At 70.4% G+C, this 19,201-nt stretch carries 16 protein-coding genes and 1 pseudogene; 10 read left to right on the top strand and 7 right to left on the bottom strand.

Annotated features, from left to right (window positions below; genetic code table 11):
- Positions 1-65 precede the first annotated feature (65 nt).
- The 4 genes from xdhA (at position 66) to SB786_RS25220 (ending at position 5,294) form a co-directional block, all read left to right on the top strand.
- Complete coding sequence (gene xdhA / locus SB786_RS25205; RefSeq protein ID WP_410729854.1) at positions 66-1,667, top strand: xanthine dehydrogenase small subunit; 1,602 nt, start codon at positions 66-68, stop codon at positions 1,665-1,667.
- A gap of 18 nt (positions 1,668-1,685) precedes the next feature.
- Positions 1,686-4,049, top strand: a complete 2,364-nt coding sequence (xdhB, locus tag SB786_RS25210) for a xanthine dehydrogenase molybdopterin binding subunit (protein WP_410729855.1) — start codon at positions 1,686-1,688, stop codon at positions 4,047-4,049.
- Between the two features lie 84 nt (positions 4,050-4,133).
- Positions 4,134-4,796: a xanthine dehydrogenase accessory protein XdhC gene (gene xdhC / locus SB786_RS25215; protein WP_410729856.1), complete on the top strand. Its 663-nt coding sequence runs from the start codon at positions 4,134-4,136 to the stop codon at positions 4,794-4,796.
- Between the two features lie 96 nt (positions 4,797-4,892).
- Positions 4,893-5,294 (top strand): polyketide cyclase, encoded by a 402-nt coding sequence (locus tag SB786_RS25220; protein ID WP_410729857.1) that lies wholly within the window; start codon positions 4,893-4,895, stop codon positions 5,292-5,294.
- A 107-nt stretch (positions 5,295-5,401) separates the two neighbouring features.
- Here the strand turns inward: SB786_RS25220 and SB786_RS25225 are convergent, their stop codons facing one another.
- From SB786_RS25225 to SB786_RS25235, 3 genes are all read right to left on the bottom strand, one after another.
- Positions 5,402-6,349 (bottom strand): LysR family transcriptional regulator, encoded by a 948-nt coding sequence (locus tag SB786_RS25225; protein WP_410729858.1) that lies wholly within the window; start codon positions 6,347-6,349, stop codon positions 5,402-5,404.
- Between the two features lie 68 nt (positions 6,350-6,417).
- Entirely contained in the window at positions 6,418-7,056 is a 639-nt protein-coding gene (locus SB786_RS25230; RefSeq protein WP_006759399.1) for a 2-hydroxychromene-2-carboxylate isomerase, read from the bottom strand.
- Between the two features lie 91 nt (positions 7,057-7,147).
- Positions 7,148-8,611: a TAXI family TRAP transporter solute-binding subunit gene (locus tag SB786_RS25235; protein ID WP_410729860.1), complete on the bottom strand. Its 1,464-nt coding sequence runs from the start codon at positions 8,609-8,611 to the stop codon at positions 7,148-7,150.
- A gap of 462 nt (positions 8,612-9,073) precedes the next feature.
- Between SB786_RS25235 and SB786_RS25240 the strand changes: the two genes are divergently transcribed.
- The 3 genes and pseudogenes from SB786_RS25240 to SB786_RS25250 all read left to right on the top strand — a co-directional run.
- Positions 9,074-9,439 (top strand): BON domain-containing protein, encoded by a 366-nt coding sequence (locus SB786_RS25240; protein WP_006759602.1) that lies wholly within the window; start codon positions 9,074-9,076, stop codon positions 9,437-9,439.
- 248 nt (positions 9,440-9,687) lie between these two features.
- Positions 9,688-11,775 (top strand): D-(-)-3-hydroxybutyrate oligomer hydrolase, encoded by a 2,088-nt coding sequence (locus tag SB786_RS25245; protein ID WP_410729861.1) that lies wholly within the window; start codon positions 9,688-9,690, stop codon positions 11,773-11,775.
- A 46-nt stretch (positions 11,776-11,821) separates the two neighbouring features.
- Positions 11,822-12,081 (top strand): annotated as a pseudogene (locus SB786_RS25250) (peptidase S1); the annotation flags it as partial.
- Positions 12,082-12,261: 180 nt separating this feature from the next.
- On the opposite strand, the gene SB786_RS25255 reads toward SB786_RS25250, so the two are convergent.
- From SB786_RS25255 to SB786_RS25270, 4 genes are all read right to left on the bottom strand, one after another.
- On the bottom strand, positions 12,262-13,050 hold the full coding sequence (locus SB786_RS25255; RefSeq protein ID WP_410729863.1) for a sulfite exporter TauE/SafE family protein: 789 nt from the start codon (positions 13,048-13,050) through the stop codon (positions 12,262-12,264).
- 448 nt (positions 13,051-13,498) lie between these two features.
- Positions 13,499-14,233, bottom strand: a complete 735-nt coding sequence (locus SB786_RS25260) for a DsbA family oxidoreductase (protein WP_410729865.1) — start codon at positions 14,231-14,233, stop codon at positions 13,499-13,501.
- Between the two features lie 101 nt (positions 14,234-14,334).
- The gene (locus tag SB786_RS25265) at positions 14,335-15,129 is read right to left on the bottom strand and encodes a transcriptional regulator (RefSeq protein WP_006759597.1); all 795 of its coding nucleotides are present in this window, start codon (positions 15,127-15,129) and stop codon (positions 14,335-14,337) included.
- On the bottom strand, positions 15,126-16,088 hold the full coding sequence (locus tag SB786_RS25270; protein ID WP_410729866.1) for an ornithine cyclodeaminase family protein: 963 nt from the start codon (positions 16,086-16,088) through the stop codon (positions 15,126-15,128). The genes SB786_RS25265 and SB786_RS25270 overlap by 4 nt, the downstream gene beginning before the upstream one ends.
- A gap of 369 nt (positions 16,089-16,457) precedes the next feature.
- Here SB786_RS25270 and SB786_RS25275 point away from each other — a divergent pair, with 369 nt between their 5' ends.
- From SB786_RS25275 to SB786_RS25285, 3 genes are all read left to right on the top strand, one after another.
- A complete protein-coding gene (locus SB786_RS25275; RefSeq protein ID WP_410729868.1) occupies positions 16,458-17,237 on the top strand; it encodes an ABC transporter substrate-binding protein in 780 nt (259 codons plus the stop codon).
- Positions 17,238-17,304: 67 nt separating this feature from the next.
- Complete coding sequence (locus tag SB786_RS25280; RefSeq protein WP_410729870.1) at positions 17,305-18,549, top strand: NAD(P)/FAD-dependent oxidoreductase; 1,245 nt, start codon at positions 17,305-17,307, stop codon at positions 18,547-18,549.
- 270 nt (positions 18,550-18,819) lie between these two features.
- Positions 18,820-19,179, top strand: a complete 360-nt coding sequence (locus SB786_RS25285; protein WP_410729872.1) for a hypothetical protein — start codon at positions 18,820-18,822, stop codon at positions 19,177-19,179.
- Positions 19,180-19,201: the final 22 nt, after the last annotated feature.

The following is a 19,201-nucleotide window of genomic DNA, read 5'->3' on the forward strand; positions in this document are numbered from 1 at the left end:
GTCAGAGAAACGTCGGTCGAGCGCCCCGCGCAGGCCGCCTTGCCCCCTTGAAGAACGACAGAGACATGAGTGAGCCGATCCGCTTCTACCATCGTCACGCGGTCCGCGAAGTCAGCGGCGCGGACGTCACCCGCACCGTGCTGCAATACCTGCGCGAGGATGCGCACTGCACCGGCACCAAGGAAGGCTGCGCGGAAGGCGACTGCGGCGCGTGCACGGTCGTCGTCGGCGAGCTGACCGACGCGGGCACGGTCGCGTTCAAGGCGGTCAACGCCTGCATCCAGTTCCTGCCGACGCTCGACGGCCGCGCGTTGCTGACGGTTGAAGACCTGCGCCAGCCGGACGGTTCGCTGCACCCGGTGCAGCAGGCGATGGTCGATTGCCACGGGTCGCAATGCGGGTTCTGCACGCCCGGCTTCGTGATGTCGATGTGGGCGCTGTACGAGAAGCACGGCCACGAAGCTTGCGGCAGCGCGTGCGCGAAGGCGAAGGACGTGCCGACGCGCACCGAGATCGCCGATGCGTTGACGGGCAACCTGTGCCGCTGCACCGGCTATCGCCCGATCGTCGACGCGACCGTGCGGATGTTCGACGCGGCCGGCGAAGGTGCGACCGGCGAAGGCGCGGCCGGCGAAGGTGCATCGCAGCCCGTGGCGCCGGTCGACACCGCCGCGCTCGCCCGCACGCTCGCGTCGCTCAAGCGTGACGACACGTTCGACTACACGACGAGCGACGGCGCGCGCTTCGCGGCGCCGCGCACGCTCGACGCGCTGGCCGCGCTGAAGATCGAGCGGCCCGACGCGCGCATTCTCGCCGGCAGCACCGACATCGGCCTGTGGGTCACCAAGCAGATGCGCCGGCTTGACGACCTGATCTACGTCGGCCAGATCGCCGAACTGCAGCGCGTCGCGCACGGCGACGACTGGATCGAGATCGGCGCGGGCGTGACGCTCGAGAACGCGTATGCGGCACTCGCCGGCACGTATCCGGAGCTGACCGAAATGTGGAAGCGCTTCGCGTCGCTGCCGATCCGCAACGCGGGGACGATGGGCGGCAACGTCGCGAACGGCTCGCCGATCGGCGACTCGATGCCGGGCCTGATCGCGCTCGGCGCGCGCGTCGTGCTGCGCGGCGGCGACACGGTGCGCGAACTGCCGCTCGAGGCGCTCTACACCGGCTATCAGCAAAAGGACATGGCGCCGCACGAATTCGTCGTCGGCCTGAAGGTGCCGACCCGCACCGGCGCGCGCGCGAAGCTGCAGTTCCGCACCTACAAGGTGTCGAAGCGATTCGACTCCGACATCTCGGCCGTCTGCGCGGCGTTCGCGTTCGTCGCGGACGGCGACACGATCCGCGAGCCGCGCGTCGCGTTCGGCGGGATGGCCGCGACGCCGAAGCGCGCGACCCACACGGAAGCCGTGCTCGACGGCGCGCAGTGGCACGAAGCCACCGCGCAGGCCGCGATGCAGGCGCTCGAGCGCGACTACCAGCCGCTCTCCGACATGCGCGCGACGAGCACGTATCGCCTCGATACCGCGAAGAACCTGATGGTCCGATTCTGGCTGGAGACGCGCCCGCACGACCCGCTGCCGCCGCAAGCCGTGAATGTGCGTGAAGTGGCCGCCGAAGCCGGCGCCGACGCCGATGCCGACGCGGCGCGCGTCTGAAGACGGAGAACACCGAACATGAACCAGCAAGCAGAACCGTTCCTGAACACCCTCGACCAGCAAGCCGACGCCGCCCAGGTGCACGTGTCGCGCCCGCACGAATCCGCCCACCTGCACGTGAGCGGGCGCGCGACCTACACCGACGACATCCCGATCGTCGCGGGCACGCTGCACGCGGCGCTCGGGTTGTCGGCCAAGCCGCACGCGAAGATCGTGTCGATGAACTTCGACGCGGTGCGCGCGACGCCGGGCGTGGTCGCCGTGTTCACGGCCGACGACATCCCGGGCGTCAACGACTGCGGCCCGATCATCCACGACGACCCGGTGCTCGCGAAAGGCATCGTGCAGTTCGTCGGCCAGCCGATGTTCATCGTCGTCGCGACGTCGCATGACATCGCGCGGCTCGCCGCGCGCCGCGCGCAGGTCGACTACGACGAGCTGCCCGCGATCCTGACCGCGCAGGAAGCGCGCCAGGCCGAAACCTACGTGATCCCGCCGCTGAAGCTCGCGCGCGGCGACGCGGCCGCGCGCCTGGCCGCCGCGCCGCATCGCGAGTCGGGCGAGATGCGGCTCGGCGGCCAGGAGCAGTTCTATCTGGAAGGACAGATCGCCTACGCGGTGCCGAAGGACGACGACGGGATGCACGTGTACTGCTCGACGCAGCACCCGAGCGAAATGCAGCACCTCGTCGCGCACGTGCTCGGCGTCGCATCGCACAACGTCCTGGTCGAATGTCGCCGGATGGGCGGCGGCTTCGGCGGCAAGGAATCGCAGTCGGGCCTGTTCGCATGCTGCGCGGCGCTCGCCGCATGGAAGCTGCTGTGCCCGGTGAAGCTGCGTCCGGACCGCGACGACGACATGCTGATCACCGGCAAGCGGCACGACTTCCATTACCGCTTCGACGTCGGCTACGACGACGACGGCCGCCTCGACGGCGTCGCGCTCGAGATGACGTCGCGCTGCGGCTTCTCGGCCGACTTGTCGGGCCCGGTGATGACGCGCGCGGTGTGCCACTTCGACAACGCGTACTGGCTCGGCGACGTCGACATCGCCGGCTACTGCGGCAAGACCAATACGCAGTCGAACACCGCGTTCCGCGGCTTCGGCGGCCCGCAGGGCGCGTTCGCGATCGAGTACATCCTCGACGACATCGCGCGCGCGCTGGGCCGCGATCCGCTCGACGTCCGCTACGCGAACCTGTACGGCAAGACCGAGCGCAACGTGACGCCTTACGGGCAGACGGTCGAGGACAACGTGCTGCAGGAACTGCTCGGCGAACTCGAGGCGACGAGCGACTACCGCGCGCGGCGCGCGGGCGTGCGCGCATTCAACGCCCGCAACACGGTGCTGAAGAAGGGCATCGCGCTCACGCCGGTGAAGTTCGGCATCGCGTTCAACGTCACGCACTTCAACCAGGCCGGCGCGCTGGTGCACATCTATACCGACGGCTCGGTGCTCGTGAATCACGGCGGCACGGAGATGGGGCAGGGGCTCAACACGAAGGTCGCGCAGGTCGTCGCGCACGAGCTCGGCATCCGCTTCGGCAGGATCCGCGTGACGGCGACCGACACGAGCAAGGTCGCGAACACGTCCGCGACGGCCGCATCGACAGGCTCCGACCTGAACGGCAAGGCCGCGCAGGATGCGGCGCGCCAGTTGCGCGAGCGGCTCGCGGTGTTCGCGGCGAAGCAGTTCGGCGACGGCAAGGTCGATGCGGCCGACGTGAGGTTCGGCAACGACTTCGTGTGGGTCGGCGGCGCGAGCGTGCCGTTCGGCGAGGTGATCGCGAAGGCCTATCTCGCGCGCGTGCAGCTGTGGTCCGACGGCTTCTATGCGACGCCGAAGCTGTACTGGGATCAGTCGAAGCTGCAGGGCCGGCCGTTCTACTACTACTCGTACGGCGCGGCCGTGTCGGAAGTCGTGATCGATACGCTGACGGGCGAGATGCGCACGCTGCGCGTCGATGCGCTGCACGACGTCGGCGCGTCGCTGAACCCGGCGCTCGACATCGGCCAGGTCGAAGGCGCGTTCATCCAGGGGATGGGCTGGCTCACGACCGAGGAGCTGTGGTGGAACGCGGGCGGCAAGCTGATGACGCACGCGCCGTCCACGTACAAGATCCCGACGGTCAACGACACGCCGCCCGAGTTCAACGTGCGGCTGTTCGAGAACCGCAACGTGGAGGACAGCATCCATCGTTCGAAGGCCGTCGGCGAGCCGCCGCTGCTGCTGCCGTTCTCGGTGTTCTTCGCGGTGCGCGACGCCATTGCCGCGGTCGGCGACTACCGGGTGAATCCGCCGCTCGACGGGCCGGCCACCGGCGAGTCGATCCTGCGTGCGGTGCACGCGGTGCGTGCGGCGAGCGCCGCGCGGGCAGGCTGAGATGGAGCGACGCCCATGGCCACTGCGTTCGCTGCTCCCCAAGGGGGCGGTCAGTCTCCTTGGGGCGGCCCGGCGGAGGCTGACATGAACGGGCCCGCTCCGTCGCCGCATGCCGCGTCGCAGGCGCCCGTCGCCGGGTGCGACGGCGCGTGCGGCGCGTCACCCGCGCAGACGTTCGCGCAACGCACCGGCCGGCGCAACCGCGCGAGCGCCGCGCCGCCGCCGATGCACGTCGTGCTGTTCGGCGCGGGGCACGTCGGCCACGCGCTCGTCACGCTGCTCGGCGCGTTGCCGTGCGTCGTGCAGTGGGTCGACACGCGCGACGAACTGTTCCCGGACGAATGTCCGCCGAACGTGCAGCCGGAGCCGACCGACACGCCGGAGGCCGTCGTCGACGCGGCGCCGCCCGGCGCGTACTTCCTCGTGATGACGCACAACCACGCGCTCGACTTCTCGCTCGCCGCGCAGATCATGCGGCGGCGCGACTTCGCGTACTTCGGGATGATCGGTTCGCGCACCAAGCGCGTGAAGTTCGAGCGCCGGCTCGCCGCGCGCGGCGTCGATCCGGCGCGGCTCACGGAGATGGTGTGTCCGATCGGCGTCGCGGGCATCGTCGACAAGGCCCCCGGCGCGATCGCGGTGGCCGTTTGCGCGGAACTGCTGCAGGCACGCTCGGGGACGCCGGTGGCCGATGTGAAGGCGGCCGCGGCCGGCCGCGTGCGTGACGACGCGAGCTGCACGCGGTAACGACGCGGGCCGCTGCATCCGACACGCGTCCGGGCGTTTTTGCCTACACTGCACGGATCGCGCGGCATCGGGCCGCGCGTCTTCCGTGCGAGTTCCATGTCCGATCGTCAGGTCTATCTCGACGCGCTCGATGCGAGCCTCGTCGCCATCGAGCGCTGGCTGTCCGGCGCCGATACCGCGCCCGCGGCGCTCGATGCGCTGCTCGCGACTTTCTCCGCCGATTTCACGATGATCATGACCGACGGTCGCGTGTTCGACCATGACGGCATGCGTGCGCTGTTCGCGACGCTGGGCGGCGCGAAGCCGGGGCTGCGCATCACGCTGTCGGATATCCGCGTGCTCGCGGCCGACGCGTCGCATGCGGTGCTCACCTATCTCGAGGCGCAGCAGGCGGCGTCGGGCGAACTGCCCGCGCGTCGCGCGACCGCCATGTTCGAACGCGACACGGCAGGCATCGTGCGCTGGACCCATCTGCAGGAAACCTTCTGCACGGCCTGAGATCGCCGCGCGCGATTGACTGCGCGTGCTTGCCCTGACGGAACAGTCGCCGCGGCGCATGTGCTTCGGCCGCGCCGCATGATCTCGCGCGGGCCGTCCCGCGCGGGTCAGCGCTTGCGGCCGCGCGCGGCCGTCAGCCCGTCGGACACGCTCTGCATCAGCGCGCACAGCCACGCGATGTCGGTCGGCCGATCGGGCTGCGGGTGCGTGAGCAGGTAGCTCTTGATGCGCGGGAACGGCACAGGCGGCGTGACGACGACGAGCGGCAGCAACTGCGCATAGTGCGTCGCGAAGCGGCGCGTCGTCGTGAAGATCAGGTCCGACTGCAGCAGCACTTGCGGCACGATCCCGAAGTACGGCAGCGTCGTCACGATCCGCCGCGTGAGGCGCGCGCGGGCGAGGCCGATCTCGATCGCGTTGCGCTTGTCGCCGGTGTACGGCGTCGGCGCGACGTGCGCGGCCGACGCGTACGCTTCGCGCGTAAGCGGCTCGCGTGCGAGCGGATGCGCGTCGCGCATCAGGCACACGATCGTGTCGGAGAACAGGTCCTGGCGCGCGAAGTGCGGGTCGGGCTTCGGCCAGTTGCCGATCACGAGGTCGAGCGCGCCCGCTTCGAGCGCCTCCGCGTGGTCGAGCGTGGGATTCAGCGAGTCGATTTCCAGGCGCGCATGCGGCGCCGCGTCGCGAAAGCGCTCGATCAGCGTCGGCATGAAGAAATCGTTCAGGTAGTCGGGCGCGGCGACGCGAAACGTGCGCCGCGCGGAAGACGGGTCGAAGTCGCCGTGCGGCGTCGCGATGAAGTCGACCTCGCGCAGCGCGCGCGACGCCGCACCGAGCAGCGACGCGCCATATTCGGTCGGCACCATCCCCGACTTGCCGCGCACGAGAATCGGGTCGTTCAGCGTGTCGCGCAGCTTGCGCAGCGCGGTGCTGATCGCGGGCTGGGTCTGGTTCAGCCGCAGCGCGGCCTGCGTGACGCTGCGCTCGAGCAGCAGCGTGCGCAATACGCGCACGAGCCAGATATCGAGCGAGGCGGTGCGGTCGTCGTCTTCCATCGGGGCGGGCTGATTCGGGGAAGCGTAACCTTACCGCAGCCGCGCGTGGCCGTGCGTGATACCGGCCATCACGCGCGGCCCTTCGGCAGCGTGCTGATCCGCTTGACCTCGCGCGACTCGAGCCAGTTCGGCGTGCGCGCGCAGTACAGCACCATCGGCAGCGCGTCCTCGCCCCAGAACAGCTGCCGATTCATCCAGAAGGTCGGGACGCCGAACACGCCGAGCGCGATCGCGTCGTCGGTGTTGCGGCGCAACTGCGCGCTCGTTTCCTCGAATTCGATCAGCTCGTCGCCGTGGCTCACGCCGACGCGTTCGCACAGCGCGGCGAAGCCGTCCGGCGTCGACGGATCGTTGCCGTCGTGCCAGATGAAGCGGAACATTTCCAGCACGGTCGCGATATCGGCGCGCAGCGCGAGCGCGAGGCGCAGCACCTTGTCGGAATCGAACGGATGGGCGGGCGGCATCTTGAAGCGGATGCCGAGCTGTTCGGCGCGAAACAGCGCGTGGCGGTACGTGAACACGCGCTTGGCCGGTACCTCGGCGCTCGGGCGTTGTCCCCAGTGGCGCTGCAGGTCCAGCAGCGACACGGCGACGGGTTCGAACGGCACGTCCGGCCATTTGTCGAGCTGTTCGAGCAGCAGGTAGGAGAACGGCGACACGAAGTCGTAGAACCAGGCGGGTTGGGCAGTATCGGGGCCGGTTGTCATGGCGATCTCCAGAGGGTGGGGCGTGCGCGCCTGGCGGCGGCCTTCATGTTGCGCGGTGGCGCGGATGCAGCAATGATCGCGGATCGGCCGCTCACGCGGAACCGGGAGTCGCCCGAGGGGGCGCGCCGGCCGGCGGCGACGCCTCCCCGGTTCCCGCCGTCGCGGGGGGGCCGGCGCCGGGCGTGCCAGACGTGCCCGACGTACGCGACGCGGCGTCGTGCTCGTGCGCGGTGAGGCGCTCGCGCACGAAGCCGATGTGCTCGCGCAGCACGTAGAACTGCCCCGCGTACGCGAGCGGCATCTTCATCCGGTTCACGGCTTCCTCGATGTCGTCGAGCTCGTCGAGCAGCTGGACGCGCTCCTCGGCCGTGTGCTCGCCGAGCGCGCGGCGCTCGAGCGCGATCAGCGCGCCGTACCAGCGGTAGATGCGCGAACGCACGCGCCAGCCGTACAGCGACGGCACCAGCCGCAGCCCCGGAATCAGCACGACGATCAGCGGCACCAGCACGACGAGCATCCGGTCGACCAGACTCGCGACCCAAAACGGCAGCCGCCGGTACAGGAAGGTCTTGCCCGACTTGTAGTAGCGCGCCGCGTCGTCCGACAGCGGGAAGCCGCGCGTGACGGCGGACGGGAATTCGCCCGCGTGCTGCAGGATCGTCGCGTGGCCGTGCACCTCGCGCGCGGCCTCGATCAGCAGGTCGGACAGCGCGGGGTGCAGCGTGTCGCGCGCGACCAGCTCGATCGTTGGCGCGACCGTGTGGATGTCGGCGGGCGGCAGGTTGCGGCCGAGATCGTAGACGCCCATCGGCAGCGTGATCGCGGTCAGGTACGGAAAGCGCCGCGCGTACGCCTCGGCTTGCGTGAACGAGTACACGTGCACGCCCGGCGCGCGGAACAGCTTCGCCATCACCGGGATCTGGGTCGAGTCGCCGGACAGGAAAGCAGCGTCGATCTTGCCGTCGAGCAGCGCGGTCGCGGCGTCCTCGCCGGCGGTCGGCAGCAGCTCGGTCGAGCCGCCCGGCACGATGCCGTTCATCTTCAGCAGCGCCAGGCTCAATTCGCGGGCGCCGCTGCCCTCCGCGCCGAGCGCGAGCCGCTTGCCGTTGAAGTCGGACAGGCGGGCGACGACCGGGCCGCGGTACATGATCGCGAGCGGCACGTAGCCGATGCTGCCGAGCGAGACCAGGTGCTCGTCGCGCTCCTTCGGGCCGATGCCGCTCTGCACGAAGCCGACGTCGACCGGCGCGTTCGGGTTCGACAGCCGCTCGAGGTTCTGCGCCGATCCTTCGGACGACTCGACGTCGAGCGTGACGCCGTTCTTCGCGAGGATCGCCTTGTATTTCTGCGCGGCGTTCCAGTAGGTGCTGCCGGGCGGCCCGGACGAAATCACGAGCGTGGACGGCGGCGCCGGCTGGATCAGCTTGACCGCGAGCCAGACCGCCGTGGCCGCGAGCAGCACGGTGGGGCCGATCGACAGCGCGAGGTCGCGCCACGACACCGCGACGAAGCGGGCGAGGATGCGGCGGGGCGGGCGAGGGCTGGCTGGCTTCATGGCGGCGGCGGATGACACGGGCGTGACGCATCGATGACGGCGGGCTCGGACGCTGCACGATGCATGTTCTGGCGGCGATGGTACCCGGTTTCCCCCGACGTGCGCGAATCCGCCGCCGTGTCGCGCGGGCTTGGCCGGCCGGCCCCGACGGCCGGCGGCGCGCGGCGGCGCTTGCCCGCGCGTCAAAAGCTTTGCGCTTCGGCGGGCGCTGGATTACATTGTGCGACGCAGCCGCGCCCGATTCGCGCGCGACCCGGCACGCAATGAGACCGGGCGCGTCCGGCCGGCGGCTGCCCGGCCCGGCCGGCCCGCATTCGCGCGCGCCAGCTGCCGGCCCGTGTCGCCTCTCTCGCATCGCCGTGGAAATCATCGGCCGTCCCGCCCGTTCGCGCGCGGGCCGGCTGCCATTGGGGGTATCCGGCCGTACTGTGCACGGCCGTTCAGGAGTTACAAGGAGATAGCATGAAGTCGATCGTGTTGAGAGCGTTGGGTGTTGCGGCCGTGGCGGCCTGTCTGACGGGCAGCGTATACGCGCAGTCCAGCGATACGGCGGCCACCGAAGCGCCGGCCGCGGCAGCGAGCTCGCCGAAGGCGGCGGCCAAGACCGCGAAGAAGGCGAACCGCAAGCTCGGCTACGCGGTGCGCAAGGCAATCACGAAGGCAGGCGGCATCGACGTGGCGAACCTCGTCGTGCGCTCGAAGGGCGGCGCGATCACGCTGGAGGGCACGGTGCCCGACCAGGCACAGATCGACAAGGCGGAAGAGGCAGCGAAGGGCGTGAGCGGCGTGACGTCGGTCTCGAACAAGCTGACGGTTCAGCAGCAATAAAACGGGGCGGGCGGCGCGACAACGCCGCCCGCGCCCGCTTTCAGGCGGTCCCCGGCATGCCGGGGGCCGTTCGCGCCGCAGCGTGCCCCAGCCTGTCGCTGCGCGCCAGGCCTCCGGGGAGCATCTCCCCAGCGGACTGCCTTCGGGGCGGAATATCAGGGGCGGCCCGGTGTTTTCCCGACAGGCCGCGAGCCGCGCACGACGCAGCGGCGCGACGATAGCGATATCGATACTGAGAGGGGGCGACAATGACGACGCACGGGTGGGGCACTCGGATTCTTCTCTGCGCGGCGCTGGCCGCGCTCACATTGCTCGGCGCCTGCAACGACGCCGATTCGGGCGAGCGCAACCGGTTGCCCGGTTTCGTGTCCGGCAGCGTGCGCACGACCGCCTATGACGGCACGAGCGACGACCTGCTGACGGCCGGCCTCGGCAAGACGGGCCTCGCCTCCACGGCGCCCGCGTTCGCGAATCCGTCCCGGCCGACGAGCGCCGAGCTGCGCCGGCTCGCGATCTGGTCCAACTATCGCGCGCTCGTCGACATGAGCGCGAACGGCGGCTACGGCCGCTTCTGGGGGCCGAACGTCGACCTCGACGGCAACGCCACGCTCGGCGAAGGCAAGATCCCCGGCACCGAATATCTCGCGTACTCCGACGACGGCAGCGGCCGCAAGAACGTGACGCTGCTCGTGCAGGTGCCCGCCAGCTTCGATCCCGCGCAGCCGTGCATCGTCACCGCGACGTCGTCGGGTTCGCGTGGCGTGTACGGCGCGATTTCGGCGGCCGGCGAGTGGGGCCTGAAACGCGGCTGCGCGGTCGCATACAACGACAAGGGCGGCGGCAACGGCGCGCACGAGCTTGGCTCCGACACGATCACGCTGATCGACGGCACGCTCGCGAACGCGGTGCTCGCCGGCAATGCCAGCCTCTTCACCGCGAACGTGACGAGCGGCGACCTGGCCGCGTTCAACAGCCGCTTCCCGAACCGCTACGCGTTCAAGCACGCGCATTCGCAGCAGAATCCCGAGCAGGACTGGGGGCACGCGACGCTGCAGGCGGTCGAATTCGCGTACTGGGCGCTCAACGAGCAGTTCGGGCCGGTGCTCGACAGCTCGCATCACGGCGTGCGCTACCACCCGGGCGACATCACGACGATCGCCGCGTCCGTCAGCAACGGCGGCGGCGCGGCGCTCGCGGCGGCCGAGCAGGACACGCGCCGCTGGATCACCGCGGTCGTGGTCGGCGAGCCGCAGATCAACGTGCGGATGGCGCCCAACGCGGTCGTGCGCGAGGGCGGCCAGCCGGCGCCGTCGTTCGGCCGGCCGCTCGCCGACTACGCGACGCTCGCGAACTTGCTGCAGCCGTGCGCGGCCGCGTCGGCGTCGCTCGCGGGCGAGCCGTACCTGAGCGGGCTGCCGGCCGCCACCACGCAGTCGATCCGCACGCAGCGCTGCGCGACGCTCGCCGCGGCGGGGCTCGTGTCGGGCGCCGATACGCAGAGCCAGGCCGCCGACGCGCTCGCGCAACTGCATGCGGCCGGCTATCTCGCCGATTCCGACCTGCTGCAGGCGTCGATGTGGGATTCGCAGGCGATTCCGGCGATCGCGGTCACCTATGCGAACGCGTACACGCGCTCGCGCGTGACCGACAATCTGTGCAATTTCAGCTTCGCGACCACCAGCGCGCCGACCGGCACGGTCGCGTCGCCCGCCGCGTCGCCGATGCCGGCCATCTTCGGCGTCGGCAACGGCGTGCCGCCGACGGGCGGCATCGACCTCGTGTTCAACACGGGCGCGGGCGTCGATCACCGGCTCGCGACCCCCGACGCGAGCTTCGCGGGCGCGCTGTGCCTGCGCCAGCTGTGGACCAACGGGATGCTCGACATGCCGGCGAACGTCGACGCCGTGCGCGTGAACGCGAACCTGCAGGGCAAGCCGGCGATCATCGTGCAGGGCCGCAGCGACGCGCTCGTGCCGGTGAACCACGCGTCGCGCGCGTACGTCGCGCAGAACAGCATCAGCGAAGGCGGCCGCAGCCAGCTCGTGTTCTACGAGGTGACGAACGGGCAGCACTTCGACGCGTTCCTGCCCGTCGCGGGCTTCGATACGCGCTTCGTGCCGGTCCACTACTACAACCTGCAGGCGCTGAACCTGATGTGGCGCCATCTGAAGAACGGCGCCGCGCTGCCGCCGTCGCAGGTGATCCGCACGGTGCCGCGCGGCGGCACGCCGGGCGCCGCACCCGCGCTGACGAGCGCGAACCTGCCGCCGATCGCGACGTCGCCCGGCGCGAACGCGATCACGGCCGGCGCCGGCGCGATCGACGTGCCGCTCTGACGGCATGCGCAGTGCCGCGTTGATGAAGCCGGGCTGTCGTCCACACTTCGGCCACACCGACCCGACCGGCGCGAACCACGGCGGCGGCAATACGCTGCCGCCGGCGATCTGGCGGCGATGACCAATAACTGCCCGTCGGGCCACATGATCGACCTGAATGACGCGCCGCGGACCGCGCTGAAGGGCGACCTCGGCAACTTCTACGACGGCATCCTCGCGAACCGTACCGCGCTGCAGCGCGTGCTGAAGCTGCCGGCGCGGACGCAGCAGCTCAAGCAGCAGCAATTGAAGCAGCAGGGGCAGTAAGCGTCGCGTAGCGGCCCGCGCGGCCCGGTCTTGCGCCGGGCGGCGCGGGTTCGCGTGGCGCCGGATGGACGACAGCCCGATCGGCGCAGGCCGGTCGGGCTGTTTTTTTGCGGAGAGGGTGCCGGCGCGCGAGGCGCCGCAAGCCGCGCGTCCCGCGCGCGGGAACCGCCGGCCGCGTCGTTACGCGAGCACGAGCCGCACGCCGACCGCGACGAGCGTCGCGGCGAGCAGATTGCGCAGCAGCCGCTCGGGCGCGCGCGCGGACAGCACGCTGCCGAGCACGATGCCGGGCAGCGAGCCGAGCAGCAGCGACAGCAGCATCGACCAGTCGACCGAGCCGAGCAGCCAGTGGCCCATGCCTGCGACGAGCGTGAGCGGCACCGCGTGCGCGATGTCGGACCCGACGATGCGGGTGGTCGCGAGCGCCGGGTACAGCAGCAGCAGCACGGTGACGCCGATCGCGCCGGCGCCGACCGACGTCATCGACACGAGCACGCCGAGCACGGCGCCCGTCAGCACGGTCGACCACAGCGTGCGCGCGGGGCTCGGCACGAGCGGGTTGCGCGCGGCGAGCGCGGTGAGTTGCGGGCGGAAGATCAGCGCGAGCGACGTGAGCAGCAGCGCGATGCCGAGCACCAACTGGATCATCCGCGCGGTGCCGGGCGAATTCACGCCGTGCGTGTGCAGCACCCACAGCGTGACGGCCGCGGCCGGGACGCTGCCGGCCGCGAGCCGGCCGGTGATGCGCCAATCGATCGACCCCTTCAGCCCGTGGACGAGCGTGCCGGTCGCCTTGGTCGCGGCCGCGTACAGCAGGTCGGTGCCGACCGCCGTCGCGGGGTGGACGCCGAACAGCAGCACGAGGATCGGCGTCATCAGCGAACCGCCGCCGACGCCCGTCAGGCCGACGAGGACGCCGACGAACAGGCCGGACAGGGAGTACAGCAGATCGATATGGGGGAGCGACATCGGAAGCAGGCGGTTATGCGGCGTTCGGCGGCGGCGCGCGGCTGCGGCGCGCGCATCAAAGTCCGCCATTGTCGCAAAAGTGGCGCGTTGGTGTACGACTACGTTAAAAATCGGCCGGGAAGGGCCGCCGGGCGGCCCGTTCGCGGTGGGTGAAACGACCGTTTGACCGAGCGCCGGGCCGGACTGGGCGGTGCGAAGGGGGCGGCGGGCGGCGCGGCCGATGCGTGGCTATCGGGCGAGACGGGCGTGATGGGCGTGATGGAGGAGGCAAGGCGGGGCGGCGCGCGCCCCGGCTCGGGCCCGCCGGCCGTCAGTGTTCTGATAGTGCTTTGAAAAGGCTGAATTGCAGACGTCATTTGCCGGCGCTTCCTGCCGGTTTGTGGCAGGAGCGACGCGTAGCGGCCGCGCGTGTCGCGTGTCGCGCAGCGCGGCGCCGGCCCGCCGGCGCTCAACCGCGCGGCGGCAGTTCGCAGCCGTCGGGGCCGCACGCGGCCGCGTCGTCGCCGGCGAATTCGGCGATCGCGCCGTCGCGCCACGCCTGCTCGAGCGCCTGCGCGAACACGTCGGCCGGCTGCGCGCCCGACACCGCGTAGCGGCCGCCGAACACGAACAGCGGTACGCCGCGTCCGCCGATCTGCGCGGCCCGCGCGATGTCGGCTTCGACTTCGTCGCGGTATGCATCGCTGCGCAGCACGGCTTCGACGGCCGGGCGCTCGAGCCCCGCTTCGACCGCGAAGTCGATCAGCGCCGCGTGGTCGAACAGCGAGCCGTGCTCGCAGAAATACGCGCGGTACAGGCGTTCGGTCAGCGCATGGGCGCGGCCGGTCGCTTCCGCGAGCTTCACGAGCCGGTGAGCGTCGAGCGTATCGCAGACGGACGTGCCGGGCAGGTCGTAGTCGAGCCCGACGCTCGCGGCCGCGTCGGTCACCTGGCGCAGCATCTGGTCGACCTGCGCGGGCGACATCCGGTACTTGCCCGCGAGCATCGCCTCGACCGGCTCGACCGGCTGGCCCGGCATCAGCCGGTACGCGCGCAGCACGACGTCGACGTGCTCGGCGTGCGCGAACGCGGCGAGCGCCTCGTCGAAGCGGCGCTTGCCGATCCAGCACCACGGGCAGATCAGGTCGGACCAGATCTCGACGGTCAGGGTCGGGCGGGCAGTCGGGGCAGGAGTGGTCGTCATGGGCGGAGCGGCGGTAGCGGCGGCAAATAAATGTAACCGCGACTATATCACTTTATATTGCGACGCTTCGTCATTGGGCTGGCCCGGGCGGAATGGGTCGCTTACGCGTCGCCCTGCGTTTCCTTCAGATGCTTCAGGTGCTTGTAGACGGTCGCGCGCCCCATCCCGAGCACGTTCGCGACGTAGTTCGCGGCGCTCTTGCCGCGGAACGCGCCTTCCGCATGCAGCGCCTCGACGAGTTCGCGCCGGTGCTCGCGGGTGAGGCCGTTCAGGCCGACCTGCCGTTCGCGCAGCCAGCCGTGCAGGAACGTGTTGATGCGCTCCTGCCAGTCGTCGCGGAACAGTTCGTCGGGCTGCGCGACGATGCCCGCGCCCTTGATGAACACGTCGAGCGTCGCGCGGACGTCGTCGAACACCGCGATGTTGAAGTTGATGCACATCATCCCGGCCGGGCGGCCTTCGTCGTCGAACAGCACGTTGCTCACGCAGCGCATCCGCCGGCCGTCCCAGTTCAGCTTCTCGTACGGGCCGATCACGCGCTCGCGCGCCGAATGATCGATTTCCTCGAGCGCCGAATCGTCGCCGACCTCGCGCTTCGACAGGTTGTTCGCGAGGTACAGCACGGTCTGGTCGTGCAGGTCGTGGATCACGACTTCCGCGTACGGGAAGAACAGCGCCGCGATGCCATCGGCGATCGGTGCATAGCGGGTGAGCAGCAGGTCTTTGACGGGGGATTGCTTCTTGCGCATCGGAATCGCCATCTCGGGTGAGCGGGGGCCGGGCGGCGCGTCGGCGCGGCGCGCCGGCGTACCGTCGACCGGCATGTCCGTGCGCCCGCGCGCTGCCGCCGCGGCGGTTGCGCCATTGTATCGGCCCCGCGTGCGCGTGCTGCTCATGCGCGCGTCAGATGCGTGTACAGCGCGTGCGCGATCGCGATGTCCTCGAGGCCGAGGCCGATCGAGCGGAAGAACGTGTGACGCGTGCGTGACGGCGCCGCGCAGGTGCCGGCGACGAGCGCGGGCAGGTCGCCGACGATCCGCTCGGGCGTCCAGCCGTGCGTGGCCGCCGCGATCTGCATCTCGCCCGCGCTTGCGGGCGTCGTGTCGCGGTAGTCGCAATACACGTCCATGTCGGGCAGCCACGCGGGCGGGATCTCGTGCGCGCGCGCGACGTTGGTGCTGATCGACGTGACGAGCGCGGGGCGCGTGAGCACGCCGTCCGCGAGCACCGGCGTGCCCGACGACGTGCACAGCATCACGACGTCGGCGTCGCGCACGCATGCCTCCACGCTGGCGGCCGGGCGGGCGCGCGGATCGATCTGCGCGAGTGTCGCCTGCAGCGCCGGGTCGCCGGCGAGCGCGGGCGAATGAACGCTGATCGATGCCCAGTCGCGCAGTGCCGCGGCGTGGCGCAGATGCGCGAGGCCCGCCGCGCCCGTGCCGATCACGGCGAGCCGGCGCGCGTCGCGCGGCGCGAGGCAGTCGAGCGCGAGCGCCGTCGTGCCGGCCGTGCGCTCGACCGTCAGCAGCCCCGCGTCGCACCACATCAGCGGCTGGCCGGTACGCATCGACATCAGCGCGGTCCACGCGGTCACGATCGGTTTGCCGCCCGTCACGACGTACGGCGACAGCTTCGCGCCGAACACCTGCTCGTCGGCGAGCGCGCCGAGATACGTGATGAAATCGCCGGCCTGTTCGGGGAACAGCGTGAGGGTTTGCGGCGGCTGCACCGCGCGAGCCGACGCGAGCGACGCGAACATGCGGCGCAGCGTGCCGAGCACGTCGAGCGACGGCAGCGCCGCGCGCACCGCGGCTTCGTCGACGGTGAGCGGCAGGGTCGGGGCGGGTTGCGTCATGGGACTTCTCCGGTCGGGGCTGGACAGGACAGTCTCGATAGAGCGCGTCCGGCCGTGTCGGTAATGGATTAAAAGTCTAATATAGACAAAAGAAGTGGGGTGAGTTTTTCTTTCCGGGACGCGTGCGCAACGAAAAACATAGATGAATCAAAGGGGTTTCGCGCAAGCGACTGGGTTTCGGCTGACGGCGGCAGCACCGCGATTATCGTATCCTCTATAGTCTATAGTAGACTAAGAGTCTATATTTTGCGTGCGGAACAGCGTGTCGTCACATGGCGGCCGGCTGCATCGCCTGCCGATCCGGCGCCCGGCAACGGCGTCGCGCGACCGGTCTTCATCGCCTCAATCCGGAATCGAAGGACATCCGTCATGAACTGGAAGCTTTCCCTCTGCGCCGTCGCGGCGCTCGCGTGCGCGGGCGTCACGGCCCACGCGGAACAAACCACGCTGCGCTTCGGGATCGAAGCCGCCTACCCGCCGTTCGAGAGCAAGTCGCCGGCCGGCCAACTGCAGGGCTTCGACGTCGACATCGGCAACGCGGTGTGCGCGAAGCTGAATATGAAGTGCGTGTGGGTCGAGAATGCGTTCGACGGGTTGATCCCGGCGCTGCAGGCGCGCAAGTTCGACGCGATCAATTCGGCGATGAACATCACCGCGAAGCGCAAGCAGAGCATCGACTTCACGCCGGCGATCTACGTCGTGCCGATCGTGATGGTCGCGCACCGCGGCTCGCCGCTGCGGCCCGATGCCGCGAGCCTGCGCGGCAAGCACGTCGGCGTGCTGCAGGGCTCGTCGCAGGAGGATTTCCTGAAGGCGCACTGGGCGAATGCGGGCGTGGCGGTCGTGTCCTATGCGGATCAGGACCAGATCTATGCCGATCTCGTCGCCGGGCGTCTCGACGCGGCCGTGCAGGAAGCGCAGACCGCGCAGGACGGCTTCCTCGACAAGCCGGCCGGCCGCGACTACCAGATCGTCGGCGAGCCGCTGAAAGGTCCCGCGACGCTCGGCGAAGGCACCGGCTTCGGGATGCGCAAGGGCGACAAGGCGCTGCAGACGAAGATCGTCGGCGCGCTCGACGTACTGAAGAAGGACGGCACGCTGAGCGCGCTGTCGCGGAAGTACTTCAAGCGCGACATCGTCGCGAAGTAAGCCTGGCCGCGTGCCGGCCGCCGTGCCGGCGCGCGTCGCACCGAATCTCGACGCAGTACGGGGAAGCATGGATTTCGACGTCATCGTTCTGGGGGCCGGCATCGTCGGCGTGTCGTCGGCGCTGCATCTGCAGGATCGCGGGCTGCGTGTCGCGCTCGTCGACCGGCGCGCGCCCGGCGAGGAAACGAGCCACGGCAATGCCGGGCTGATCGAGCGCTCGTCGGTCGTGCCGTACGCGTTCCCGCGCCGGCTCGGCACGCTGCTGCGCTACGCGCGCAACCGCTCGGTCGATCTCTATTGGGACTACAAGGCGCTGCCCGCCTACGCGGGCTGGCTGGCGCGCTTCTGGCGCGAATCGTCGCCGCAGCGGCTGGCGGCTGCCGCGCGCGACATGCTGCCGCTCGTCGCGGCGAGCGTCGTCGAGCACGACGCGCTGCTCGCGCGCACCGACGCGCAGTCGCTCGTGCATGACGGCGGATGGATCGAGGCGTTCCGGTCGCCCGCGCGGTTCGATGCGGAAACGCACGCGCAGCAGCGGGTGGCCGACGCGCACGGGTTGCGGATGAGCGTGCTCGACGCGCGTGCGCTGCGCGAGCGCGAGCCCGGCATCGGCGACGCATTCTGCGGCGCGTTCCACTGGCAGGATCCGAAGAGCGTGTCGAGCCCCGGCGGCCTCACGAAGGCGTACGCGCGGCTGTTCGAGCGCGACGGTGGCACGTTCGCGCGCGGCGACGCGACGACCCTCGCGCAGGTGCGCGACGGCTGGCAGGTCGATACCGAACACGGGCCGATATCGGCACGGTCGGCCGTGGTCGCGCTCGGGCCGTGGTCCGATCATGTGTTCGCGCCGCTCGGCTACCGGATCCCGCTGCGCGCGAAGCGCGGCTACCACATGCATTACCGGCCGACCCGCGCGCCGCTGAGTGTGCCGGTGTGCGATACCGAGGAGGGTTTCGTGGTCGCGCCGATGGAAGGCGGCCGGCTGCGGCTCACGACCGGCGTCGAGATCGCGTTGCGCGATGCGCCGCCGACCGGCGTGCAGCTCGCGCGTGCCGAGCCGCTCGCGCGCGACGCGTTCGGCATCGGCGAGCGGCTCGATCCGGCGCCGTGGCTCGGGATGCGGCCGTGCACGCCCGACATGCGGCCGGTGATCGGGCCTGCGCCGCGCCATCGTCATCTGTGGTTCGCGTTCGGTCATTGCCACCACGGACTCACCCTCGGCCCCGCGAGCGGACGGCTGCTCGCCGAAATGATCACCGGTGCGCCGACCTATATCGATCCCCATCCGTACCGGCCCGCGCGTTTCGGCTGAGCGAGTCGCCGGGTGACGGCCGCCGCGGGTGCGGCCGTCGCAGTGCACAACCCGGCATGACGGCAAGGTCATGCCGCGTTTTCCTTTGGATTCCCGATGGGCTGGTCGGACGAATGACCCGCCATCGGCGGGCCGCATGGAATAACCGCCCGCGGCCGTCCGTTTATATACCGAGTCGCGGCGCAATCGGGCAGCGGGATAATGGTCACGTCGAAGTCGACGTCCCGCTCGGCGGCGCCGTGCCGCCATGCCATGCCAAGGAGAACGGGAATGAAAACGATGCTGTTCGCCATCGCGCTGACGGCCGCGATCGCGCGGCCCGCGGCCGCCGAGCCGCCGCAGGCCGGCAACGGGAAACTGGTCGACGAAGATCACATGACGCTGTACGTGTTCGATCACGACGCGCCGGGCAAGAGCACGTGCAACGGCAGCTGCGCGGCCAACTGGCCGCCGGCGCTCGCCGACGGATACGACAAGGCGTCGGGTGCGCTGAGCCTCGTCACGCGCGACGACGGCAAGAAGCAATGGGCGTACAACGGTCGCCCGCTGTATCGCTGGAAAATGGACCACAAGGCGGGTGACGCGGGCGGCGACGGAATCGGCGGCATGTGGCATGTCGCGCGTCCCTGAAAACGGACGGGCGGACCGACTG

This window comes from Burkholderia sp. SIMBA_062, assembly GCF_046534765.1.
In the GTDB taxonomy this organism is placed as follows: domain Bacteria; phylum Pseudomonadota; class Gammaproteobacteria; order Burkholderiales; family Burkholderiaceae; genus Burkholderia; species Burkholderia ambifaria.